The following is a 24,596-nucleotide window of genomic DNA, read 5'->3' on the forward strand; positions in this document are numbered from 1 at the left end:
GCAATATATCGCCCAGGCGTCTAGGCAATGCGCAGTCGTTGCAGCAGTGCGTGCACATGCGGCAGATCGACTTCGCCTTCCGGCTCTTTACGGGCCAGTACCAGATCCATCAACGCATTGTCCGACAAATCGAGCAAACGCGTCAGCGCGTCAACTTCCTCGTCGGTCAATTCGGTTTCATACGCATCGAGAAAACGAGTGAGAATGATATCGTTTTCCAGCAGGCCACGCCGTGAGCGCCAGCGCAGGCGGGCGCGGTTGGCCGGGTCGGCCTGATGCGAGGACAAAATTGGGTCTGTCATCTTGTTCAACACTTTCGTGTGCCTTGACGGCACGGTACTACTTTGCAGGCGCCGCCTGCAGGGAAAGCCTGTTGCCCTGCCCTGCTGGCGGCGCCCGGCGGACGCGATACTGAAAAATCAGATTGCGCGGCGTACCATCAATTCCTTGATCTTGCCGATTGCCTTGTTCGGGTTCAAACCTTTAGGGCAGACATCGACACAGTTCATGATCGAATGGCAGCGGAACAGACGGTATGGATCTTCCAGGTTGTCCAGACGCGCGCCGGTGGCTTCATCGCGCGAATCGGCGATGAAACGGTAGGCTTGCAGCAGGCCGGCCGGGCCGACGAATTTGTCAGGATTCCACCAGAACGACGGGCACGACGTGGAGCAGCATGCGCACAGGATGCACTCGTACAGGCCATCGAGTTCTTCGCGCTGTTCCGGCGATTGCAGACGTTCTTTTTCAGGCGGGATCGATTCGTTGATCAGGAACGGCTTGATCGAATCGTACTGCTTGAAGAATTGCGTCATGTCGACGATCAGGTCGCGGATGACTGGCAAACCTGGCAAAGGACGCAGCACGATAGGCTCGGACAGCTCGTTCAGGTTGGTGGTGCAAGCCAGGCCATTCTTGCCGTTGATGTTCATCGCGTCCGAACCGCACACGCCTTCGCGGCACGAGCGGCGCAGGGCCAGCGAGTCATCGACGTCCGCCTTGATGCGCTGCAGTGCGTCGAGCAGCATCTTGTCGGTGTCTTTCAGTTCGACCGTCAGGTCTTGCATGTACGGCTTGGCATCCTGGTCAGGATCGTAGCGGTAGATTTTGAATTTGAGAGTGCGTGCCATGGTATAGCCTTAGAAAGTACGTGGTTTCGGTTTGAAGGTATCTACCGTCAGTGGCTTGGTCACGACTGGCTTGTATTCCAGTCGGTTGCCTTCCGAATACCACAGCGTGTGCTTCATCCAGTTGTCGTCGTCGCGGTGCGGGTAGTCGTCCTGGGCGTGGGCGCCGCGCGATTCCTTGCGGGCTGCTGCCGAAACGATGGTTGCTTTCGCCGTTTCGATCAGGTTGTCCAGTTCCAGCGCTTCCACGCGGGCCGTGTTGAAGACCTTCGATTTATCCTTGAAGGCGACGTGCTTGCGGCGCTCGTCAAGCTTCATGATTTCTTCGACGCCCTTGTTCAGCATCTCGTCGGTACGGAACACGCCACAGTATTTCTGCATGGTGGCGCGAATGTCGTTGGCCACGCCCTGCACGGTTTCCGTGCCGGTCGAGCTTTCCAGGCGTTGCAGACGGTTCATCGCGAACTCGGCAGCATCGGCTGGCAAAGGTTTGTTTTCCTTGGCTTTCAGACCGCTGTTGACGATGTGGTTACCGGCCGCGCGGCCGAAGACCACCAGGTCGAGCAGCGAGTTGGTGCCCAGACGGTTGGCGCCGTGCACCGATACGCAGGCGCATTCGCCAATCGCGTACAGGCCGTTGACCACCTTGGCCGAATTATCCGGGCCGGTCGGCGTGACGACCTGGCCGTGGATATTGGTTGGAATGCCGCCCATCTGATAGTGAATCGTCGGCACGACAGGAATCGGTTCCTTGGTCGCGTCGACGTTGGCAAACTTGTGGCCGATTTCCAGAATCGAAGGCAGACGCTTGGCGATGGTGTCGGCGCCGATATGGCGCAGGTCCAGCATCACATGGTCCTTGTTCGGACCGCAGCCGCGGCCTTCCTTGATTTCCTGGTCCATCGAACGCGACACGAAGTCGCGCGGCGCCAGATCCTTCAGGGTAGGCGCATAGCGCTCCATGAAGCGTTCGCCTTCGCTATTGATCAGGATGCCGCCTTCGCCGCGCACGCCTTCGGTGATCAATACGCCCGCGCCGGCCACGCCGGTCGGATGGAACTGCCAGAATTCCATGTCTTGCAGTGGCAGGCCGGCGCGTGCCGCCATGCCCATGCCGTCGCCGGTGTTAATGAAGGCATTGGTCGAGGCAGCGAAGATACGGCCTGCGCCGCCGGTTGCCATGATCGTGGTTTTTGCTTCCAGGATCATGCATTCGCCGGTTTCCATTTCCAGTGCAACCACACCGATCACGTCGCCTTCGGCGTCGCGGATCAGGTCCAGCGCCATCCATTCAACGAAGAAGTGGGTACGGGCACGCACGTTGCGCTGGTACAAGGTATGCAGCAGGGCGTGGCCGGTACGGTCGGCTGCCGCGCAAGCGCGTTGCACCGGCTTTTCGCCGAAATGGGCCGTGTGGCCGCCGAATGGACGCTGATAAATGGTGCCGTCAGGGTTGCGGTCGAATGGCATGCCGAAGTGTTCCAGTTCGTACACGACCTTCGGTGCTTCACGGCACATGAATTCGATGGCGTCCTGGTCGCCCAGATAGTCGCCACCCTTGACGGTGTCGAACATATGCCAGAACCAGTTGTCTTCGGCCATATTGCCGAGCGACGCGCCGATACCGCCCTGCGCCGCAACAGTGTGCGAACGGGTCGGGAAGACTTTGGACAAGACAGCGACGTTCAGACCGGCTTCAGCCAGCTGCAAGGACGCGCGCATGCCGGAACCGCCGGCGCCAACGATTACCGCATCAAAGCGGCGGGTAGGGATTGCAGATTTATATGCTGCCACGATTACACACTCCAGAGTATCTGTACCGTCCAGCCGGCACAAGCGATCAACCACAGCATGGTGGCAATTTGCAGGGTCAAACGGAGGCCAGCGCTTTTCACGTAGTCCATCCAGATGTCGCGTACGCCGACCCATGCGTGGTAGAACAGCGCCAGGAAAGTCACCAGGCTGAATAATTTAAACCATTGCTGTGCGAACAGACCAGCCCAGCCTTCATAAGTGAAGTTGTTGCCGGTCAAGAAAGAGATGAGCAGGATGGCAACGTATGCCACCATGACGATGGCGGTGACGCGTTGCGCCAGCCAGTCGCGCAAGCCGTAATGGGCACCGACGACGAGGCGTTTCGGTCCGATGTTATTGTCTGCCATGTTTAAAATACTCCAAACAGTTTCAAAGCGACCAGGGCGGTCAGCACCAGGCTCACGACCAGCACCGAGGAAGCGGTCTTGCGTGCCGACTGCTTTTCGATGGCGACGTGCACATCCATGAACAGATGGCGGATACCGGCGCAGAAGTGATGCAGGAAGGCCCAGACCAGACCCAGGGTGATCAATTTGACCAGCCAGTGCGAGGCGATGCCGTGGAAGTAGGCGTAGGACATTTCGGAACGCAAGCTCAGTTCCAGCATGTACAGGATGCAAGGCAGCAGGGCGAACATGATAAAGCCACTGATACGGTGCAGGATCGAGACGATGGCGCCAACGGCCATGCGGTAGTTAGACAATTCGGTAACATGAATGTTACGGAATTGCGGCCGTTCTTTTTTTGGTACTTCTCTTACGGCTTCAGACATGACAAAAACCTCCCCTTTGAATTTCAACTAAATATTGAAGCCGCGATTTTCGCCGATTTTCGCAACCCACACCAATATCTATTGTTACATATAACCAAAATGGTTTTTTACTACACAACTTCGCGCTACTTTCCGTAGTTCACGTAATTTAATTACAGAAATGCCTGCACTGCTGTCGCCCGCCAAGGGCTGGCAACGCCTTGCCTGCATCCTGCTGTCTCCCATGCCCGCCTCGCGACTGGCACGTCACAAGCGATGACCGTCAACCTTGCCGCTTTTTCGGGCCCTGACAAGCGCCCCGCAGCTTCAGCTGAGTTCATTCTGGTAATGATGATGGCTGGTCAGGTACAAGCCCCGACGCAGTTCGACCGGCTTGTCGCCATAGGTAAACGACACACGCTCCGAGCTGAGCAGCGGCGTGCCGGCCTGAATATTTAACAATTGCGCGGCGTCGGCGTCGGCGCACACGGCGCGGATCTGCTCGGACGCCCGTATCATGCGTGTACCAAATTCTGTTTCAAACAGGCCATACATCGGCCCCTTGTATTCCACCAGGCGCTCGGCCGTCAGACCCTTGAAGATCAGGCCCGGCAACCATAGCTCTTCGACAATGGTCGGCACGCCGTCGAAATACTGCACGCGCTTGATGAAAATGACGGCATCGCCCGATTTCAATTCCATCAGGCGCGCCACGTCGGCCGGCGCGCGCACCCGGCGGACTTCTAAAAACTTGCTTTCGGGATAATGCGGCACACCTTCGTCCGGCACCAGGCGCAGGAAGCGGAAATGCGCGCGCGCCTCATGGTGGGTGGACACGAACGTGCCCTTGCCCTGGCGGCGCATGACGAGATTCTCGGCCGCCAGCTCATCGATGGCCTTGCGCACCGTGCCCTGGCTGACCTTGAAACGGCCGGCCAGTTCGACTTCACTAGGGATCAGCTCGCCCGGCTTCCACTCGCCCGATTGCAGGCTCTGCGTGATGAGCGCCTTGATTTGCTGATACAAAGGACTGAAGGTGGGCGAGGCGCTGGCGACCGGTGCGGTCGCCAGCGGATTGGCCGGATTGGCCGGTGCAGCAGGGGGAGTGACGCTGGCCGGGCTGCCCGCGGTCGGACTGACCGCCCCGCTTGCAGCAGTGGCATTGGTGGTCAGATTGGACGAGGCGGAATTCATAGTCCGACATTTCAACACAAATCACTGCACACGTCCAGTAAAACACTAGAACTTTGCTGTCTTATATAAGACATAAGATATGATTGACAGATGGGAATCGGAGGCCTAAACTGCCCTCGACAAAACTTGTGAGCCAGCGTTTTATGCTGCCGGCCAGCCACTCTGGCATTGTGCAGCACAGCCGTTACGGCAGCGTACACCGGCAATTCGGTGGCGTCGGCCGGTTTTGGTATCATTACAGTTTTTCCGGACAAGCGTAGGCCCAGCCTCAAGCCCGTTTTCTTATCCCATTTTTGGAGATTCATCATGGCTAAAACCCCAATGCGTGTTGCAGTGACCGGCGCCGCCGGCCAGATCGGCTACGCCCTGTTGTTCCGCATCGCCAACGGCGACATGCTCGGTAAAGACCAGCCTGTCATCCTGCAATTGCTTGAAATCGCGGACGAAAAAGCCCAGAAGGCGCTCAAGGGCGTGATGATGGAAATCGACGACTGCGCGTTCCCGCTGCTGACCGAGATGACCGCTCACGCCGATCCGCTGACCGCATTCAAGGATGTCGACGTTGCCGTACTGGTGGGCGCACGTCCACGCGGCCCAGGCATGGAACGCAAGGACCTGCTGGAAGCGAATGCACAAATCTTCACCGTACAAGGCAAGGCACTGGACGCCGTCGCTTCGCGCAATGTCAAAGTCCTGGTAGTCGGCAACCCAGCCAACACCAATGCTTACATCGCCATGAAATCGGCGCCATCGCTGCCAGCGAAAAACTTCACCGCCATGCTGCGCCTGGACCACAACCGCGCGCTGTCGCAAGTCGCTGCCAAGACCGGCACCGCCGTGAAAGACATCGAGAAGCTGACCGTCTGGGGCAACCACTCGCCGACGATGTACGCCGACTACCGCTTCGCCACCGTCAACGGCAAGGCTGTCAAAGACCTGATCAACGATCAGGAATGGAACGCCAACACCTTCCTGCCGACCGTCGGCAAGCGCGGCGCGGCCATCATCGATGCACGCGGCCTGTCGTCGGCAGCGTCGGCAGCGAACGCCGCCATCGACCATATCCATGACTGGATCCTGGGCACCGCCGGCAAATGGACCACCATGGGCGTACCTTCGGATGGCTCGTATGGCATCCCTGAAGGCACCGTGTTCGGCTTCCCGGTCACCACCGAAAACGGTGAATACACCATCGTTCAAGGTCTGGAAATCGATGCATTCTCGCAAGAGCGCATCAACCTGACCCTGAAAGAGCTGACCGAAGAGCGCGAAGGCGTGAAACACCTGCTGGCTTAAGTCCAGTGTAGTGGCGGCGCGGCCTGAGCGCCGCCTGCCATGCAGCCGCTCCGCGAAAATCGCGGTGCGGCTGTTCTATCCAGTTATTTTCACCTGCAGATTGCCTTAAGCATGCACCCTTCCGAGGTTTTATTCCAAGGTAAACGCCAGCCGCTGCTGCTCGCCGCTTGCGACCACTACGCCGGCTCTGAAAAGCTGATGCGTAAATCGATTGCCTTGCAACAAGAGCTTGGCCCGCTGTTCGACATCACCTTCGATTGCGAAGACGGCGCCAGCGCCGGCAATGAAGAAGCCCACGCGCAGCTGGTGGCCGCCCTGATCGCCAGCGACGATAACCAGTTCAATCGCATCGGCGTGCGCGTGCACGACGTCGACAGCCCATTTTTTGCGCGCGACGTGGAAATCGTCTGCACCGCCGCCCGCCGCCTGGCCTATATCGCCGTCCCCAAAGTGGGCGGCCTGCAAGACGCCATGCTGGCGATCGACCTGATCAACCTGCACGCGCGCCGTGCCGGCCGCGATGATTTGCCCGTGCATATATTGATCGAAACACACGGCGCGCTGCATGACGCCTACGCCATTGCCGCCCTGCCCCAGGTCGAATGCCTGTCGTTTGGCATCATGGATTTCGTCTCGGCCCATTACGGCGCCATACCGGCCGCCGCCATGCGCACGCCGGGCCAGTTTACGCATCCGCTGGTGGTGCGCGCCAAGCTGGAAGTGGCGGCCGCCTGCCACGCCCACGGCAAGGTAGCGTCGCACAATGTGACAACCGACGTGCGCGATTCGGCCGTGGTGGCCAACGACGCCCAGCGCGCTACAGCCGAGTTCGGCTACACGCGCATGTGGAGCATCCATCCGGACCAGATCAAGCCGATTATCAAGGCCTTTACGCCGCGCCTGTCCGAGGTTAATGAGGCCAGCACGATACTCAATGAGGCGCTGCGCGCCAACTGGGGCCCGATTGCGCAGAATGGCCGCTTGCACGACCGTGCCAGCTACCGATATTATTGGACCGTTTTACAGCGCGCCAAACTGGCAGGCCTCGGCCTGCCCGAGGCGGCTGCTGCATTACTGAACACGCAAACGACCAGCCCTACTGAAAACTGACAGGAATTACACGATGTCCATCTCCAAATTAGCCATAGCCTGCAGCGTCGCGCTGGGCGCCATGACCCTCGCGCTGGCTCCGGCCAGCTACGCCGCTACCGATACCACGACGCCGGCGAAAAAGACGGCCAAGGCCAAGCACAGCAAAGCCAAGGCAGCCCCCAAGCCAGCGGCCAAGCCGGCTGAACCGAATCCAGAAGCTGATGAGCCGGACACCACGGGCGACACCACCACCGAATTCAATTGCGAACTCGGTGACAAAATCACTATCTACACCAACGCCAACGATGACAAATACATCGCGCTGCGCTGGAAGAAACGCTTGCATCGCCTGAGCCGCGTTGGCACCACCACTGGCGCCAACCGCTTTGAAAACCGCCTGTATGGCTTGATCTGGATCGGCATCCCGGCCAAAGGCATGCTGCTGGACTCCAAGCAGAACCGCCAACTGGCCAATGAATGCAAGGATGCAGAGCAGTTGAAACCGGCAGTGGCAGCGGAAACGCCGCCATCGCTGGGCATGCACCAGGCAACCGGCAGCTGATGTGAGTAGCAAGGGCCTCCCCGGAGGCTCAGTCATATTTTGTAATTTGAATAATCAATAAAGACGATACCCAACAAGGAGAGGTCATGTCCCGCAACACTCTGAACACGCTCAAGGACTTTAATATTTCAGACAGCAAGAAGGGCAAGCTGTATTCCCTGCCTGCGCTGGAAAAAAGCCTGGGCATCAACGTTTCCCGCCTGCCGGTGTCGATCCGCATCGTACTGGAATCGGTACTGCGCAACTGCGACGGCAAAAAAGTCACCGAAGAACACGTCAAGCAATTGGCGAACTGGGGCCCGACCGCCGAACGCACCGACGAGATCCCGTTCGTAGTGGCGCGCGTCGTGCTGCAAGACTTCACCGGCGTACCGCTGCTGGCCGACCTGGCCGCCATGCGTAACGTGGCTGCAAAAATGGGCATCAACGCCAAGAAGATCGAACCACTGGTGCCGGTCGACCTGGTCGTCGACCACTCGGTCACCATCGATCACTACCGCGAAAAGAAAGCGCTGGACCTGAACATGAAACTGGAATTCTCGCGTAACAACGAGCGTTACCAGTTCATGAAATGGGGCATGCAGGCATTTGACACCTTCGGCGTGGTGCCACCAGGCTTCGGCATCGTCCACCAGGTCAACCTGGAATACCTGGCGCGCGGCGTGCACAACACCGGCAAGAAAGCCGGCGATATTTACTACCCTGACACCCTGGTCGGTACCGACTCGCACACCACCATGATCAACGGCATCGGCGTAGTCGGCTGGGGCGTGGGCGGCATCGAGGCGGAAGCCGGCATGCTGGGCCAGCCAGTCTACTTCCTGACCCCTGACGTGATCGGCGTGAACCTGACCGGCGCGCTGCGCGAAGGCTGCACCGCAACCGATCTGGTACTGACCATCACCGAATTGCTGCGCAAAGAAAAAGTCGTCGGCAAGTTCGTCGAGTTCTTCGGTGAAGGTACCGAGTCGCTGACCCTGACCGACCGCGCAACCATCGCCAACATGGCGCCGGAATACGGCGCAACCATGGGCTTCTTCCCGGTCGACGAAGCCACCATCGATTACTTCAAGGGCACCGGCCGCAGCAAAGCTGAAATCGCTGCATTCGAAGGCTACTTCAAGGCGCAAAACCTGTTCGGCGTGCCAAAAGCTGGCGAGATCGACTACACCCGCGTGGTAGCGCTGGACCTGGCGTCGGTTGCGCCGTCGCTGGCCGGCCCGAAACGCCCGCAAGACCGTATCGAAATCGGCAACGTCAAGGCCAACTTCGCAGAACTGTTCGCCAAGCCGACCAGCGAAAACGGTTTCAACAAGAACCCGGCCGACCTGAACGCCGTGTACGAAACCACCAACAACGTCAAAGTATCGAACGGCGACGTGCTGATCGCTGCGATCACGTCGTGCACCAACACCTCGAACCCGAGCGTGATGCTGGCTGCCGGCCTGCTGGCCAAGAAAGCCGTTGAAGCTGGCCTGAAGGTCGCTCCGCACATCAAGACTTCGCTCGCTCCTGGCTCGCGCGTCGTGACCGAGTACCTGACCGCTGCCGGCCTGCTGCCTTACCTGGAAAAACTGGGCTTCGGCGTGACCGCTTACGGTTGCACCACCTGCATCGGCAACGCTGGCGACCTGACCCCGGAATTGAACGCAGCCATCACTACCCACGACATCGTCGCGTCGGCTGTGCTGTCGGGCAACCGCAACTTCGAAGCACGTATACACCCGAACATCCGTTCGAACTTCCTGGCTTCGCCACCGCTGGTGGTCGCTTACGCCATCGCCGGCAACATGACGCGCGACCTGATGACCGAGCCGGTTGGCAAGGGCAAGGGCGGCAAGGATATCTATCTGGGCGACATCTGGCCTTCCTCGGCTGAAGTGTCGGCCATGATGAAATTCGCCATGAACGCCAAAGTGTTCAAGGATAACTACGCTGACGTCAAGGGCGCACCAGGCAAGCTGTGGGAAAAAGTCACCACCGTGTCCGGTCAAGTCTACAACTGGCCTAAATCGACCTATATCGCTGAACCACCGTTCTTCGATAACTTCTCGATGACGCCAGCAGCTGTCGCCACCGGCATCGAAGGCGCGCGCGCACTGGGCGTGTTCGGCGACTCGATCACCACCGACCACATCTCGCCAGCTGGTTCGATCCAGGAAAACGGCCCTGCAGGCAAGTGGCTGAAGGAAAACGGCGTCCTGAAAGCGGACTTCAATTCCTACGGCTCGCGTCGCGGTAACCATGAAATCATGATGCGCGGCACCTTCGCCAACGTGCGTATCAAAAACCGCATGATCCCTGCCAAGGCAGACGGTTCGGCAGTCGAAGGCGGCATCACGATCCACCAGCCTTCCGGCGAACAGATGTCGATCTACGACGCAGCGATGAAGTATGTTGCTGAAGGCACGCCTACCATGGTGTTCGGCGGCGAAGAGTACGGCACCGGCTCGTCGCGCGACTGGGCGGCCAAAGGTACGCAACTGCTGGGCGTGAAAGCCGTGATCACCCGTTCCTTCGAGCGTATTCACCGTTCGAACCTGGTGGGCATGGGCGTGTTGCCGCTGCAATTCATCGGCGACGACAGCGTGCAAACCCTGGGCATCACCGGCAATGAAACCTTCGACCTGAAAGGCCTCGAAGGCGAAATCAAGCCACAGCAACTCGCTACCCTGGTGATCCACCGCGCCGACGGCAGCAGCGTTGAAGTCAAAGTGCTGCTGCGCATCGATACGCCTATCGAAGTTGATTACTACAAGCACGGCGGTATTCTGCCATTCGTGCTGCGTCAGCTGCTGGCCGAGTAATTAGATAGCACCACATGAAAACGCCGGTCGCTGACCGGCGTTTTTTTTCGTCCATACTGCTGGCAGAGCTTGAAATTTTCATATTCGCCATGATCTGGTGCTCAGCTTGCGCTGCATGCGTGGCCGAATCCTCTACAATAGGGCTCATAAGGGTTTATCATTTATTTGACTGATCCATTTTTTTTTACTTTACGAGACTCTTATCCCGCTATGCGTCGTCCTTCCAAAGATTCATCCCATAAACTGACTGCCGACAGCCAGCGCCTGGTCACCTTTGCCCAGGCGATCGTACAGGCAGCCAGCCGCCTCGAAGAGCGGTCCTGGGAACACAGCCTCGATACGCAGCTCCAGAAATTGCTCAAGACGGGTCACCAGGACACCATCGACAACACCCTCGGCAGCCTGTTCAAGGAAGACTTGAACGCCTACGACGTCCTGATGGACAGCGTGGAAGCTGGCAGCGAATCGACCGTCATCGTTCACGAAGACGTGCGCTACGACGCCCTGCTGGTGGCCGTGCCCATCCTGGCCTGGACGCGTTTTTCCATCGCCTCGGGCCCCATGGCCAGCGACGCGCACGGCGTGCTGTCGGCGCACTTTGCCGCGCACCTGCTGGCCGACGGCACCAAAATGGCCATGGCGCCTACCCTGTATTCCATCGACCAGTTGCCGCGCAGCCATGTCGAAACCTATGCCAAGACGCAGAAACTGGCGCTGGCCGCCCTGAAGGGCACGGCCGCCAAGCCGTCAGCCAAAGAAGCGGAAACGGCACCCTTCCTGGCCGACACGCGCTATCTGCTGGTGGCCGTGGTCGCGCCCACCGGCGCGCCGCTGTTCCGCTGGCAAACGCCGGCCACGCAGCTCGACTTCATCGCCGAGCGCAGCGCAGCATTGGCCCAATGGCGCGCGCAGGCCACGCCGACGATCGCCCGCATGCTGCCTGGCTGCGGCCTGGAATTGCTGCTGCCGGAAGCGTATTACGTGGCCTGCCGCGAAGCAGACAAGCTGATACGCCCGGTCTCCGTGCGGGCTGCCGTGCACTATCTGACGCACACGCTGGCCATCGAAGCGTCGGAACTGCGCGCCGTGATCGCCGGCTTTGGCGAAGAATCGGCCGACGGCCAGGTGGACGAATACCGCATCGCATTCACCCTGCGCCAGGCGCCGGAGGTCATTTACGGCATCGTCTGGCCCTTGTATGGCCAGGAAGATGAAGACGGCACGCCTATCGAAGGCTTGATACAGGTCGGCATCGCCGCGCTCGACAAGCAAAAGACGCCTATCGATGAAATCATCGAACACCTGAACGCCGCCGGCGTGACGCAGATCAAGCGCCACACCGAACGTTATGTGGGCGAGTACTGCGACGATTGCGGCGCCCCGCTGTTTGCCGACCCGGTCGGCGAATTGGCGCATGCGGAAATGCCGGAAGATACCCCTCAGGGCGACCAGCATTTCCATTGATATTGGTGGCGCTTCAAAAGCAAAAAAAGGCAGAACCGGGGTTCTGCCTTTTTTATGGCTGCCAGTATTAATTTACCACTGTGAATACGGGTGGCGGATCAGATTGGCGTTGTAATAGCGCGTGTCGTCGGACACTTCGGCGCCGATCCAGTCCGGCTTTTCAAACGGCTGGTCGACCGAATGCAGCTCGATCTCGGCCACCACCAGGCCAAAATTGGCGCCCAGGAATTCATCGACTTCCCACACCATGCCCGCATACATGATGCGGCGCCGGTATTTTTCGATCAGCGGCTGTTCGCACAGGCCGTCGAGCAATTCATTGGCGTCGACCAGCGGTATCGGATATTCCCATTCACCGCGGCGGGTACCCACGTTCGCGCCCTTGATGGTCAGCATCGCGTGCTGGCCTTCGATGCGCACGCGCACCACGCGTTCGCGCTGCGACGACAGATAACCCTGGCGCAGCAATACCGGTTCGGCCAGGGTGCGCCAGCCATCGCCCTGTAACAGGTATTTGCGTTCGATCTCGACGCCCATGATCACGCCTCTCAGTCCAGCGACAGCAAGATAGGCTGCAGCATGGCCGCGCCCAGCGCCGCACTGCGCGCGCCATTCCAGCCCACCGATGGATCTGGCAAGTCGGCGTTTTCCTTGAACGGCATTTCCAGGGTCAGCGCCAGGCACTGGAAGTGGTGGCCGATGTATTTCGACGCCAGGGTCAGCATGTCCGATTTGTACTTGCTGGCGGCATAGCCGAACTTGTCCTGGAAGTCAGGGCTGGCTTGCTTGTAGCGCTCGATGAAAGCCTTCTGGTGCGCAGCCTGGGCCGGCGTGAAGTTTTCCAGCATTTCATTGCCGGCCACGAAGTTGTAGGGCAGCGCTTCATCGCCATGGATGTCGAAGAACATGTCGACGCCGGTGGCGTGGATCTTTTCTTTCACGCACAGCACTTCCGGGCTGGAGGCCAGGGATGGGGTCATCCATTCGCGGTTCAGGTTGGCGCCGGCCGCGTTGGTGCGCAGGTTGCCGCGGATAGCACCATCCGGATTCATGTTCGGCACGATGTGGAACACGGCGCGCTGCAAGAGCTTGCGCGCGATAGGATTCGCATCGTCCAGCAGGGAATCGATCAAGCCTTCGACAAACCATTCCGCCATCGACTCGCCCGGATGCTGGCGCGCGATGATCCAGATTTTCTTTTCAGCCAGCGGATCGCCGATGGTCACCAGATTCATGTCGCGGCCATCGACCGTGTTGCCCAAGTCGGAGACACGCACCAAAGGGTGTTCCGCCACTTCGCCCAGCAGGCGCAGATGGCGTTCCCACGAATAGGGCTCGAAATAGGCGTAATACACGCTATCGAGTTCCGGCGTATGCGAAATCGTCATGACCTGGCCATCAAAGCTGGTCGGCACGCGGAACCAGTTTTCGCTGTCGTAGCTGGCGACCGCCTGGTAGCCCTCGTAGCCTGCCGGGTAGGTTGCCTGGCCTGCGTTCAAAAAGCGCATGCTGCAGTGCTGTCCGCGCGCGCCTTGCAGGCGGAAGTGGAACCATTGATGGATGTCGGCGTGCGAGTCCTTGCGCAATTTCAGGTCGATGGCGCCGGCGCTGGCGGCGCTGACTACCTCGATGGCGCCCGAGTCGAAATTCTGGCTGATTTTAATGGTCATGTACTGATCCTATCCCATAAAGTAAATGTTACGACGGGCCGCGTGGAGCGCCGCCGCAACCATAAAAGAGCAGTGTAAGCTATCCCTCTATTTTCCGCGCTTTGGCCCCATTCGCAAAGCCTGCCACACCGTTTACGCACCAATACGGGGCAAAAACTGGAAAAGTTCACAGCAAAGCCATAAAAAGTCGGCCTGCCAGCGTCTCGACCAGACAAAAAACTGCTTTGTAACAAGCCCGGAAACATTGCCTCCATGTACCGCACCTATAATTCCATTTTTTGACTTAGTCGCCAGGAAAGTGTCGTGGACAAGAAGTTAACTAATATCCAGGAAAGAAAGCTGCGCGAAGCCCAGGCACGGCGCGAGCACATCATTGAAGTCGTCAAGGACCTGATCAAGAAAGGCGGCGCGCGGGCCGTATCCATCCGCAAAGTGGCCGAAGCGGCCGGTTTTTCCACCACGGTCGTGTATGCCCTGTTCCGCGACAAGGCCACGCTGATCGGCCAGGCCATGGACAAGGACTTGCTGGAACTGGTGCGCTTGATGCGCGCCGCCAGTACCACCTCCAGCGATCACTGGGAACGCATCTGCCAGGTGGGCCGCGCCTATGTGCAATACGGTTTCCAGCATCCCGACGAATACTCGCTGCTGTTCATGGAATTGCGCCCGCATGCCGAGATCGACGCGGTCGAAACCGAGCATGGCAATATCGAGCAGGACCCGTATGCGTTTGCGCTGCACCTGTTTGCAGAACTGGCCCAGGCGGGCCAGGTGCGCAGTGATGTAGCGTCGCTGCACGCGATGACGCAAATCTTCTGGCAGTCGCTGCACGGCCTGGTCTCGCTGCGCATCGTGATGGATTCCGGCGATCCGTGGACGCCGCATCCCGAGATGAATGCGCACCTGGAAGACTTGCTGGCCGTCGTGACGGAAGGCTTGCGGCGGCGTTTCGGGCCGGCTTCCTGATACCGGCATAGCAAAAAAATTGCGGCGCCACACGGCGCCGCATTTATTTCTACCACTGGTTTGACTATGCCAGCATGCTCTGCGTTTCCTGGTAACGCGTATGCCAGGCCAGCGCTTCTTGCAAGATATGCGGCGTATGGCCGCCGCGCAGGCAGGCCGCATCATAATAGGCGCGCAGCTGGGCACGGTAGTCCGGATGCGTGCAGCGCTCGATGATCAAGGGCGCCCGTTCACGCGGCGCCAGGCCGCGCAAATCGGCATAACCCCATTCCGTCACCAGCACATCGACGTCGTGTTCCGTATGGTCCACATGCGAGACCATCGGCACCACGCTGGAAATGCGCCCGCCCTTGGCTGCCGACTTCGATACAAACATGGAAATCTGCCCATTGCGGGCAAAGTCGCCCGAGCCGCCGATGCCATTCATCATGTGCGTGCCGCACACGTGGGTGGAATTGACGTTGCCATAGATATCAAATTCCAGCGCCGTGTTGAGCGCGATGATGCCCAGGCGGCGCACGATTTCAGGGTGGTTGCTGATCTCTTGCGGGCGCAGCACGATCTTCGAGCGGTAATGGTCGATATTGTCCATCAGCTTTTGATGCACGGGGGCCGACAGGGTGATCGACGAGGCCGAGGCAAAAGCCAGCTGGCCCGAATCGAGCAGCTCGATGGCGCTGTCTTGCAGCACTTCCGAATACATGGTCATATTGCGGAAGGGCGAACCGATCAAACCGTGCAGCACGGCGTTGGCGATGGTGCCGATGCCGGCCTGCAACGGCAGCAATTCCGGCCCCATGCGGCCAGCTTCCACTTCGGCCGTCAAAAAAGCGATCACGTGGTTGGCAATCGCCTGCGTTTCTGCGTCGGGCGGCAAGGCGTTCGACGGGCTGTCGGGGCTATCGGTAATGACGATGGCCGCGATGCGGGCCGGATCGATGGCAATCGCCGTGCTGCCCAGGCGCTGGTCGACGCGCGTGAGCGGTATCGGTTCACGGCCCGGCAAAGCCTGGGGAATATAAATGTCGTGCAAGCCTTCCAGCGCCAGCGGCGTGGACAGATTGATTTCCACGATCACTTGCCTGGCTTGCTGGGCAAAGGCGGCGGAGTTGCCCACCGACATGGTCGGAATGATGGCGCCGGCCGCCGTGATGGCGGCCGCTTCGATCACGGCGATATCGACGGCCGCCAGATTGCCCGAACGCAGCTGCTCGGCCGTTTCCGACAGATGCTGGTCGATGAACATGACTTCACCCTTGTTGATCTTGCCGCGCAACACAGGATCGACCTGGAAAGGCATGCGGCGCGCCAGCACGCCCGCCTCGGCCATCAAGCCATCGCTGCCATTGCCCAGGGACGCGCCGGTGATCAGGGTCAGGCTTAAAGGCGCTTGCAGAGCGCGCTCGGCCAGCGCGCGCGGTAACGCTTTGGCGTCGCCGGCGCGGGTAAAACCGCTCATGCCGACACGCATGCCGTTGTCAAACAATGTGGCTGCCTGGTCCGCGCTCATGATTTTATCGAGCAGGCCCGGGTGGCGGATACGATCCTCGTACATCTTGATGCTCCTGATTATTCTTAAAATAGATGGGCGCCATACAGCAGCTCCATAGCGGGTTTCAGTATAAAATCCCGGCTACATGCATGGCATGAATTAAATTCGCCATACCCAGTCGATATTTTCATGCCTGCCTGATCACAACTCTTACGACGGCAAAACATCTTGGATATCCGCTCCCTGCGCTACTTCGTTGAAACCGTCCGCCTGTCCAGCTTTACCCAGGCGGCCGAGTCGCTGCACCTGACCCAGTCCACCATCAGCAAGATGGTGCGCCAGCTGGAAGATGAAGTCGGCGCGCAGCTGCTGGTGCGCGATGGACGCAAGCTGACCCTGACCGACACGGGCCGCGTCGTCTACCAGCATGGCCAGGAAATGCTGGCCAATATGCGCCAGCTGACCCTGGAAGTGCGCGACACCCAGGCCTTGCAGCGGGGCAGCCTGACGGTGGGCATTCCGCCCATGATCAATGTCTTGTTTACGCCCGTGCTGAAAGCCTTCCGCGCGCGCTACCCGCATATCAGCCTGACCTTGCAGGAAGACACGGGCCAGCAGATCGAGCGCAAGGTGGCGGCCGGCGAACTCGAAATCGGCATGACGGTGCTGCCGGCCGATCCCGAGCTGGACCTGGTGGCGGTGACCATCGCCAGCTATCCGATCTGGGCGCTGGCCGAACCGGGCACGTTTCAAAAGAACCGCAGCAGCCTGCCCTTCAAGTCGCTGGCCGGCCTGCCGCTGGTATTGCTGAAAGATGAGTTTGCCCTGACGCGCAGCCTGCGCCAGCACTTCGCCCAGGCCGGTTTCACGCCGCAGATCGCCGCCCAGAGCGGGCAATGGGACTGGTTAGTCGCCATGGCTTCGGCCGGCCTGGGCGTAGCCCTGCTGCCCGAACCCTTCATCCGCCGCCTGGCCGGTGAACCGCTGGAAATGGTGCGCATCGTCGAGCCGGAACTGGCCTGGCCGGTGGCGCATATCTGGAGCGGGCGCTACCTGTCGCACGCGGCGCGCGCCTGGCTCGAAGTCTGCCAGGACATATTTGGCACCCGTTTCGAGCACCAATAAAAAAGGGTGGCCGCAGCCACCCTTTCATTTTCCACCTACGCCCAGCCTTATTTCACAGCTGCATCTTCTTTATACATGGCCGCATATTTCCAGCCGAAATACAGGATGAAGGTGTAGCACAGCGCCGGCACGATGAAGGACAGTTGCAGATTCATGTGGTCGGCCAGGAAACCCTGGATGAATGGCACGATGGCGCCACCGACAATCGCCATGCACAGGATGCCGGAACCCTGGCCGGTTTGCGCACCCAGCTTGTTCAAGGCCATGCTGAAGATGGTCGGGAACATGATGGAATTGAACAGGCCGACGGCGATCAAGGCCCACATGGCGGTATGGCCGCTGGCGAAAATGGCCACCAGGATCAGGGCGATCACCACGGCAGCATTGAAAGCCAGGGTCTTGCCCGGGCTGACATAGCGCATCACGGCAAAGCCGATGAAGCGGCCCAGCATGGCGCCGCCCCAGTAGTAGCTGACGAAATGGGCCGCATCGGCCGCGCTCAGGCCGGCGATCTGGCTTTCGCCCATGAAGTTGATCAAAAAGCTGCCGATACTGACTTCACCGCCCACGTACAGGAAAATCGCCACGGCGCCCAGCACCAGATGGCGCTGCGACCAGATCGATACCTGCTGGCCATCTTGCGCCGCAGCCGCATCGTCGGCATGCGAAATCTTCGGCAACTTGGCCAGCGCAAACAGCACAGCCAGCACCACCAGGGTGGCGGCCAGCGCCAGATACGGGCCTTGCACGGCGGCCGCTTCCTTGGCGCGGTACGCCAGTTGCTCGACGACCGGCAGTAAATCGAATTGCTGTACCGTCAGCACGGTGCCCGAGAGAATCAAAATGCCGCCCAAAGTCGGCGCCACCGTGGTGCCCAGCGAGTTGAACGCTTGTGTCAGGGTCAAGCGGCTGGACGCTGTTTGCGGATCGCCCAGTTCCGTCACATAAGGATTGGCAGCCACCTGCAGCACCGTAATGCCGGCCGCCAGGATAAAGAAGGCCAGCAGGAACAGCGCGTAGCTGCCCGTCGAGGCGGGATAAAACATGGCGCAACCGGCGGCCGCGATCAGCAAGCCCGTCACCACGCCGCTTTGATAGCCGATACGCTTGATCAGCATGCCCGCAGGCAAGGAAACGATGGCGTAAGCGCCAAAGAAACAGAATTGCACCAGCATCGCCTGCACATACGTCAGCGTGTAGATCGAACGCAGATGGGGAATCAGTACATCATTGAGCGAGGTCAGCAAACCCCACATGAAAAACAGCACGGTAACAATAATCAGGGCGCCTGTATTGTTTTGCGTGCCAGCCTGCGCGGGCAGCACGCCCGAACCTTGCTTTACGTGTTCCATACTTTCTCCGTTATTCATTCCAAGATAGTTGTGCCCTGCCGTGCGTGTATGAAAGCAACATTCCAGGGTAAGCAATGACGTAGTAAAACTACGTATATGCGGCCGCATTATGCCCGAAAGCCCCGAATTTCGCAGCTCCCAGACGCATTATTCGATAATCAAATAACTGACATTTGAAATCAAAAGTATACTTATAACTTGGAATCGGTATAATTTGTTGCAGTGCAGCACACGCGGCACACCATCTTCAGGAGCCAGCCATGTCCACCACCTTCAGCTACCACAGCACCCAAGACAACAACGTCGTCGCCACTTTTTCTGCCGTCCTGAAACGCCTGGGCGCCTATTTGTCGCACAGCACCGATCACCGCGAACGCGCTTACGAAGAAGCCTATCTGGCGGAATCGGCCGACCGCTACGACCTGGAATTCCGCATGCGCGAACTGGCCCGTGCCAATCCGCAACCAAGCTGGATGAGCGGCCTGGGCCGTTAATTCCGGCAATCAAGCAACAACTGGCGTCCGCCGGCACTGATAGCACCATCCTGCTCGCCTTGTGCTTGAGCACAGGATGGGCTATAACGGCGGCATGCAAACACCCATCACCGTCTTCGCCATTGCCGGCAGCCTGCGCGCCGCCTCATTGAATCTGGCCTTGCTGCGTGCGATTACCCAGCTTGCTCCAGCAGAATTCACCATCCGCATCGACACGGGACTCGGTCATTTACCCCTGTTCAATCCCGACCTCGATGCCGACAGCTTGCCCGCCGTCACCGCCATGCGCGACGCCATCCTGGCAGCCGACGTGCTGATGCTGGCCAGCCCGGAATACGCGCATGGCGTAAGCGGCCCCATGAAAAATGCGCTCGACTGGATGGTCAGCAACACCTCCTTCATCGACAAGCCACTGGTGCTGCTCAATACCTCGCCGCGCGCCACCCATGCACAGGCGGCACTGCGTGAAACGGTGCTGACCATGTCGGCGCGCCTGATCGACGACGCCTGCATCAGCTTGCCCCTACTGGGCTCGGGACTCGACGCCGAAGGCATCGCTGCCCACCCTGGACTACGCCAGGACTTGCTAACCATGCTGCAACGCATCAAGCTGTTTTTATGATTTTTTGCACGTTTCGCAAGAAACCAATCTAGTTTTACTACGCGTTTCTACTTAGGGGCTTCGGGTATAATGGCAACACTTGCCATACATCCAACGCTCCATGACCGTCCTTAGTCACACCCATCCACTGGTGATCCAGCTGGAAACTGATTTGCTGCCCCTGTTCCGCGCCGCCCTGCCCGACCTCAGCAACACTGCACCGCAGGCACTGGCTTCCGTGTTTGCGTTTTCCAGCGGCACCGCCAGCGCCTTCCAGGATTATCATTTCGGCATATCCTGCCTGCTGGAACAGGCCTCGCCAGACACGGCAGACGAAGTGGCCTTGCTGGTCAGCGTGACAGGCCTGGAACAAGCGGCGCAGCTCAGCGCCCAGGTTGTATGGGGCCCGCCTTCGGGCAAGATCGAAGCACAGGCACACTTGCCTGCCGCCACCATGGCAGCGCTGCATGCGGCACTGCCAGAACTGCTCACCGCCTTGCAGCAAGCCGTACAGCGAAGCCAGCCCTAGCGCATCATCAAGCATTCATCTGCCGCTGTCACAATCACACCATCTGGCCATCGCCGCCGTCTTCCACCTCCAGGATCTGCCTTCATGCAACTGTCTTTAAATAGCAAAATCTGCCTCGCCGCCACCGCGCTGGCCATACTCAGTCTGGGCATTACCGCCGCCGTGATCGGCTACAAGAGCAGCGCCCAGGCCGAAGGGGCCGCCATGGACCTGGCGCGCACCTCGGCCCGCGAAGCGTCGGGCGCGCTGCAGGCACGCATCACCAGCAACCTGGCCAATATCACCAGCCTGGCTGGCGCCATGCGCGGCAGCAAGAGCGCCAACCTGCCCCTGCAGCGCGAACAGATCTACGAACTGAGCAAGGCCACCCTGACCGCTTCCGATGACTTTATCGGCGCCATGGTGGCGTGGGAGCCCAACGCGCTCGACGGCAAGGATGCGAACTACGCCAGCCAGGCACCGTATTACGACGCCAGCGGCCGCTTCATGCCCTACTGGACACGCGGCAACGATGGCAAGCTGCACGCCGAACCCAACGTCTTTGGCCCTGGCGCGGGCGCCAATGACTGGTACGACATTCCCAAGCGCACGGGCAAGGTGTACTTTACTGAACCGTATGTCTATCCAGTCGATGGCAAGAGCGTGCTGATGGCCTCGCTGGTGGCGCCCATCATGATAGATGGCCGTTTCCAGGGCACGGCCAGCGCCGATTTCATGCTGACGCGGCTGGCGAAAATCCTGGCCGATTTGAAAGTATTTGATGGCGGCAAGCTGGCCCTGATCTCGAATGGCGGCTTGTACGCCAGCCATCCCGCGCCTGACAAGCTGGGCAAGAAGGCCGACGATCTGCCGCCAGCCGCGCTGGACAAGGTGCGCCAGGGCCAGCCTTATGAATATGAAGACGGCAAGGGCCAGGTGCATTTGCTGCAGCCGCTGCACATCCACGCCGACATCGCGCCGTGGAGCATCGAACTGAGTTTTCCGAAAAGCGTGGCCACCGCGCCCGCGCGCGAGCTGATGCGCTATACCTTGCTGATCGCGCTGCTGTGCGCTGCCGCCACGGCCGGCATCCTGGTGATGGTGCTCAACCAGCTGACGCGCCCCTTGCGCACCCTGGGCGCGACCATGACAGATTTGTCCAGCGGCGACGCCGACCTGCGCGTCAAGCTCGATGTCCGTGGCACGGACGAGCTGGCCGTGATTGGCAAGGGTTTTAATCAATTCGTCGCCAAGATCCACGCCGTGCTGCTGCAAGTGCAGGCCAGCGCCGACAACGTGGCACGCGCCAGCGCCGAAATCGCCCAGGGCAATAACGATTTGTCGGCGCGCACGGAACAGCAAGCCAGTTCGCTGGAAGAAACCGCTGCTTCAGTAGAAGAACTGACGGGCACGGTCAGGGAAAACGCCGACCATGCACGCGAAGCCAGGGAACTGGCCGCCTCCGCCTCCGACGTGGCGCACAAGAGCGGTGTGGTGGTCGGCAAAGTCATACAGACCATGACCTCGATCAACGATTCCTCGAACAAGATCGTCGACATCATCAGCGTGATCGACGGCATCGCCTTCCAGACCAATATCCTGGCGCTCAACGCAGCCGTCGAAGCGGCACGCGCCGGCGAACAGGGACGCGGCTTTGCCGTCGTCGCCACCGAAGTGCGCAACCTGGCGCAACGTTCAAGCGCGGCAGCCAAGGAAATCAAGCTGCTGATCGACGATTCCGTTGGCAAGGTGGCCGCTGGCAGCAAGCTCGTCGATGAAGCGGGCGCGACGATGGAGCAAGTCGTCGACAGCGTGCGCAAAGTCACCACCATCATGGCCGACATCAGCGTGGCCACCACCGAACAAAGCGACGGCATCGCACAAGTGAATCAGGCGCTGGCGCAAATGGATGGCGTGACGCAGCAGAATGCGGCGCTGGTGGAAGAAGCGGCGGCCGCCGCCGAAAGCCTGCAAGACCAGGCACATCATCTGGCGCAGGTGGTGGGCGTCTTCAAGCTCGGTGTAGCAGTACGCCAGGCGCCAGCGGCACGAGTGACCCAGCCAGCCAGACGGCCAGCCTTGTCCAAGGCAGCGGCAAGCGATGACTGGGAAACATTTTAAACGCTTGATCGCAAGCGCACTTTTTATGGAATGCAACATTAAGTGAGAATTTTCCATCATTAACAATTCTATAATGCCCAGGCGCATACGGCACGCATACCTGCCGCTTATCTGGGAGTTCGAATGCAAAAAAATTGGGCGATATTGCTTGCAACAAGCGCCGCACTACTGGCTGGCTGCGGCGGAGGCGGTGAAGGTAGCGAGACAGGCGCGCGCTATGCTGCGCAAACAGTCAACGGGCCAGCATTGGCATCCTATGTGGGCACCTGGCAGGCCGATTGCAGCGGACATGCGCGCCAGTCGCTGACCATCAGCCTGAAAAATGATGGCAGCGGCGCACTGGAACTGGCACCGGCCACCAGCTACTTTGCCCAGGCAGATTGCAGCGGTCCTGCATCGGCGACGGAAACCTTGAATACGGTCATCACGGCAAGCGCGGACGGCACGCAAGACAGCGCGCTGCCATTGACGGCGGGCGAACCGGCAACCACGGTCCAGATCGACAAGATCATTAGCTCCCTGCCGCAATTCGCCTTCCATGTCAGCGGCCCTGGCGTCGACTATGTGGTGCAGGAATCGCAACAGCAATGGTGCATCGATTTGGGCGCGGCGGGCAACATCTGCCTGCATGACGATGGCCTGCAACAGGCGCAAAACGTGCAAGCCGGCCTCGTGTTGCGTGACAATGTTTTGTATACCGTGCTGCAAAACAATGCTGGCTATGCACTCGACACGCGTTACGTCAAAAAATAAATAGCACTGCAGCAGCAGCAGCTGATCTCTACCGCCTGCCTTCAGGCAATACCGGCTTCCCTTTCCCGGGCATCCCTGCCCGGGAACTTCCCTCCCCACTTCCTTCCTCGCCATCCCTGACCTGCCGGCCATGCGGCCACGCCATAAAAACAACGTCATTATTTATAAATAACACATCATAATTTTCATTATGATAATATATTGAGTTATCAAAAACAAAACTTATCCTTACCACCACAGGGGAATTTCATGTTCACACGCATCTCAGCATTGTGTATCGCCGCCGCCCTGAGCACCCTGCTGGGGGCGCAGGCCGTCGCATCACCGTCTTACTCGGCAAGAGGCCTGTCCTGGAGCGATGGCCTGGAAAGCAATCTCAGCGGCATTAATCAGCTTGGACAGACCATCGGCACCAGCTATGGCGGTAACGACGCCAGCGTTCCTGCCTCCACCATCTGGAACGCCACCGGCGGCAGTACACGCACGAATGATGAGTTTCTCAGCTGGGGAACGGGATTGAACGACGCCGGTGTCGCCACAGGCTACACCCTGGGCCATGCCGGCAGCTACAACTACCCCACCGCCATGCTCGGCAATCAAATGATCTATGCCGACGCTGGCATCCGCAGCACCGCCTATGGCATCAACAATCACGGTGTCGCAGTGGGTTCTGCCTCCGCCAATGCCACGCCAGGCAATGCCAAGTTCGATATGGACAAGCCCGATCACGCGACTGTCTGGGACGGCCAGACGGCAACCGATATCCACCCGGTAAATGGCGGTACCAGCTATGCCAGCAGCATTAACGATGCAGGCCAGATCGCGGGCGAGGTCAACGGTATGGTCACGCGCTGGGACCATGGCACGGTCAGCTACCTGGGCAACGGCACGGCAGCGGGCATCAACAGCCTGGGCGCCGTGGCTGGCACCAGCAATGGCAACGTGATGGTCTGGGACAGCCTGGGCGCGCACAACCTGGGCGCGGGCACGGCAGGCGCCATCAACACGCTGGGCCAGGTGGTGGGCAGCGCAAATGGCCGCGCCACCCTGTGGAGCGATGGACTGGTCTACGACCTGAACAGCTTCCTGGACGCAGCGACGGTCAGCGCGGGCTGGCTGCTGTACGAAGCGACCGGCATCAACGACGCAGGCTATATCGCCGCCAATGGCTACAATAGCCTGCTCGGCGTGCGCCAAGGCTATCTGCTGTCGCCAGGCTCGCTGCTGGCGCCCGTGCCGGAAGCGCAGACCTGGGCCATGCTGCTGGCGGGACTATGCTTGGTCGGCATGGCCACGCGCCGGCGCAAGATCGCTGCGCGTTAAATGGCCTCTGATGAGTTAGTGTGCAGGATCGAACATACATTGTAAAAATCAAAAGCTAGACTGTCTAAAAACAGGAGCTTGCA

The 24,596-nt window shown here is 59.6% G+C and carries 23 protein-coding genes; 13 read left to right on the forward strand and 10 right to left on the reverse strand.

The window, feature by feature from the left end:
* Positions 1-20 precede the first annotated feature (20 nt).
* The 6 genes from HDE72_RS10825 to HDE72_RS10850 all read right to left on the reverse strand — a co-directional run bounded on the left by HDE72_RS10825 (position 21) and on the right by HDE72_RS10850 (position 4,887).
* Positions 21-302 carry an FAD assembly factor SdhE gene (locus HDE72_RS10825; protein WP_183740356.1) on the reverse strand — a complete coding sequence of 94 codons (282 nt, stop codon included), beginning with the start codon at positions 300-302 and terminating at the stop codon, positions 21-23.
* Positions 303-419: 117 nt separating this feature from the next.
* Positions 420-1,130 carry a succinate dehydrogenase iron-sulfur subunit gene (locus HDE72_RS10830; RefSeq protein ID WP_183740359.1) on the reverse strand — a complete coding sequence of 237 codons (711 nt, stop codon included), beginning with the start codon at positions 1,128-1,130 and terminating at the stop codon, positions 420-422.
* A 9-nt stretch (positions 1,131-1,139) separates the two neighbouring features.
* Positions 1,140-2,921 (reverse strand): succinate dehydrogenase flavoprotein subunit, encoded by a 1,782-nt coding sequence (gene sdhA, locus HDE72_RS10835; protein WP_183740362.1) that lies wholly within the window; start codon positions 2,919-2,921, stop codon positions 1,140-1,142.
* A 2-nt stretch (positions 2,922-2,923) separates the two neighbouring features.
* Complete coding sequence (gene sdhD / locus HDE72_RS10840; protein ID WP_183740365.1) at positions 2,924-3,289, reverse strand: succinate dehydrogenase, hydrophobic membrane anchor protein; 366 nt, start codon at positions 3,287-3,289, stop codon at positions 2,924-2,926.
* 2 nt (positions 3,290-3,291) lie between these two features.
* Positions 3,292-3,714, reverse strand: a complete 423-nt coding sequence (gene sdhC / locus HDE72_RS10845; RefSeq protein ID WP_183675951.1) for a succinate dehydrogenase, cytochrome b556 subunit — start codon at positions 3,712-3,714, stop codon at positions 3,292-3,294.
* A 306-nt stretch (positions 3,715-4,020) separates the two neighbouring features.
* Entirely contained in the window at positions 4,021-4,887 is an 867-nt protein-coding gene (locus HDE72_RS10850) for a GntR family transcriptional regulator (RefSeq protein WP_183740368.1), read from the reverse strand.
* Between the two features lie 306 nt (positions 4,888-5,193).
* On the opposite strand from HDE72_RS10850, the gene HDE72_RS10855 reads away from it, so the two are divergent.
* From HDE72_RS10855 to HDE72_RS10875, 5 genes are all read left to right on the forward strand, one after another.
* Complete coding sequence (locus HDE72_RS10855; RefSeq protein ID WP_183740371.1) at positions 5,194-6,183, forward strand: malate dehydrogenase; 990 nt, start codon at positions 5,194-5,196, stop codon at positions 6,181-6,183.
* A 111-nt stretch (positions 6,184-6,294) separates the two neighbouring features.
* On the forward strand, positions 6,295-7,293 hold the full coding sequence (locus HDE72_RS10860; RefSeq protein ID WP_183740374.1) for an HpcH/HpaI aldolase/citrate lyase family protein: 999 nt from the start codon (positions 6,295-6,297) through the stop codon (positions 7,291-7,293).
* 13 nt (positions 7,294-7,306) lie between these two features.
* On the forward strand, positions 7,307-7,837 hold the full coding sequence (locus HDE72_RS10865; RefSeq protein WP_183740377.1) for a hypothetical protein: 531 nt from the start codon (positions 7,307-7,309) through the stop codon (positions 7,835-7,837).
* Between the two features lie 86 nt (positions 7,838-7,923).
* Positions 7,924-10,644 carry an aconitate hydratase AcnA gene (gene acnA, locus HDE72_RS10870; RefSeq protein ID WP_183740380.1) on the forward strand — a complete coding sequence of 907 codons (2,721 nt, stop codon included), beginning with the start codon at positions 7,924-7,926 and terminating at the stop codon, positions 10,642-10,644.
* 210 nt (positions 10,645-10,854) lie between these two features.
* Positions 10,855-12,108 (forward strand): DUF2863 family protein, encoded by a 1,254-nt coding sequence (locus HDE72_RS10875; protein WP_183740383.1) that lies wholly within the window; start codon positions 10,855-10,857, stop codon positions 12,106-12,108.
* A 72-nt stretch (positions 12,109-12,180) separates the two neighbouring features.
* Here HDE72_RS10875 and HDE72_RS10880 read toward each other — a convergent pair whose 3' ends face one another.
* Positions 12,181-12,645, reverse strand: a complete 465-nt coding sequence (locus HDE72_RS10880) for a CYTH domain-containing protein (protein ID WP_183740386.1) — start codon at positions 12,643-12,645, stop codon at positions 12,181-12,183.
* A gap of 11 nt (positions 12,646-12,656) precedes the next feature.
* The gene (locus tag HDE72_RS10885) at positions 12,657-13,778 is read right to left on the reverse strand and encodes a M14 family metallopeptidase (RefSeq protein WP_183740389.1); all 1,122 of its coding nucleotides are present in this window, start codon (positions 13,776-13,778) and stop codon (positions 12,657-12,659) included.
* 303 nt (positions 13,779-14,081) lie between these two features.
* Between HDE72_RS10885 and HDE72_RS10890 the strand changes: the two genes are divergently transcribed.
* A complete protein-coding gene (locus HDE72_RS10890) occupies positions 14,082-14,744 on the forward strand; it encodes a TetR/AcrR family transcriptional regulator (RefSeq protein WP_183740392.1) in 663 nt (220 codons plus the stop codon).
* A gap of 64 nt (positions 14,745-14,808) precedes the next feature.
* On the opposite strand, the gene HDE72_RS10895 is transcribed toward HDE72_RS10890, so the two are convergent.
* On the reverse strand, positions 14,809-16,299 hold the full coding sequence (locus HDE72_RS10895; protein ID WP_183740395.1) for a succinate CoA transferase: 1,491 nt from the start codon (positions 16,297-16,299) through the stop codon (positions 14,809-14,811).
* A 165-nt stretch (positions 16,300-16,464) separates the two neighbouring features.
* On the opposite strand from HDE72_RS10895, the gene HDE72_RS10900 reads away from it, so the two are divergent.
* Positions 16,465-17,361, forward strand: a complete 897-nt coding sequence (locus tag HDE72_RS10900; RefSeq protein WP_183740398.1) for a LysR substrate-binding domain-containing protein — start codon at positions 16,465-16,467, stop codon at positions 17,359-17,361.
* 47 nt (positions 17,362-17,408) lie between these two features.
* Here the strand turns inward: HDE72_RS10900 and fucP are convergent, their stop codons facing one another.
* Positions 17,409-18,713 carry an L-fucose:H+ symporter permease gene (gene fucP, locus HDE72_RS10905; RefSeq protein WP_183740401.1) on the reverse strand — a complete coding sequence of 435 codons (1,305 nt, stop codon included), beginning with the start codon at positions 18,711-18,713 and terminating at the stop codon, positions 17,409-17,411.
* A gap of 260 nt (positions 18,714-18,973) precedes the next feature.
* Here fucP and HDE72_RS10910 point away from each other — a divergent pair, with 260 nt between their 5' ends.
* From HDE72_RS10910 to HDE72_RS10935, 6 genes are all read left to right on the forward strand, one after another.
* Entirely contained in the window at positions 18,974-19,207 is a 234-nt protein-coding gene (locus tag HDE72_RS10910) for a DUF3563 family protein (protein WP_183740404.1), read from the forward strand.
* Between the two features lie 94 nt (positions 19,208-19,301).
* Positions 19,302-19,829 carry an NADPH-dependent FMN reductase gene (locus HDE72_RS10915; RefSeq protein WP_183740408.1) on the forward strand — a complete coding sequence of 176 codons (528 nt, stop codon included), beginning with the start codon at positions 19,302-19,304 and terminating at the stop codon, positions 19,827-19,829.
* 100 nt (positions 19,830-19,929) lie between these two features.
* A complete protein-coding gene (locus HDE72_RS10920) occupies positions 19,930-20,337 on the forward strand; it encodes a hypothetical protein (RefSeq protein ID WP_183740411.1) in 408 nt (135 codons plus the stop codon).
* A gap of 84 nt (positions 20,338-20,421) precedes the next feature.
* Entirely contained in the window at positions 20,422-22,437 is a 2,016-nt protein-coding gene (locus tag HDE72_RS10925) for a methyl-accepting chemotaxis protein (RefSeq protein ID WP_183740413.1), read from the forward strand.
* A gap of 123 nt (positions 22,438-22,560) precedes the next feature.
* Positions 22,561-23,190 (forward strand): hypothetical protein, encoded by a 630-nt coding sequence (locus HDE72_RS10930; RefSeq protein ID WP_183740416.1) that lies wholly within the window; start codon positions 22,561-22,563, stop codon positions 23,188-23,190.
* A gap of 249 nt (positions 23,191-23,439) precedes the next feature.
* On the forward strand, positions 23,440-24,513 hold the full coding sequence (locus tag HDE72_RS10935) for a PEP-CTERM sorting domain-containing protein (RefSeq protein ID WP_183740419.1): 1,074 nt from the start codon (positions 23,440-23,442) through the stop codon (positions 24,511-24,513).
* Positions 24,514-24,596: the final 83 nt, after the last annotated feature.

Origin of the sequence: Janthinobacterium saanense, from assembly GCF_014200675.1 — a bacterium.
Taxonomy (GTDB): Bacteria; Pseudomonadota; Gammaproteobacteria; order Burkholderiales; family Burkholderiaceae_D; genus Janthinobacterium.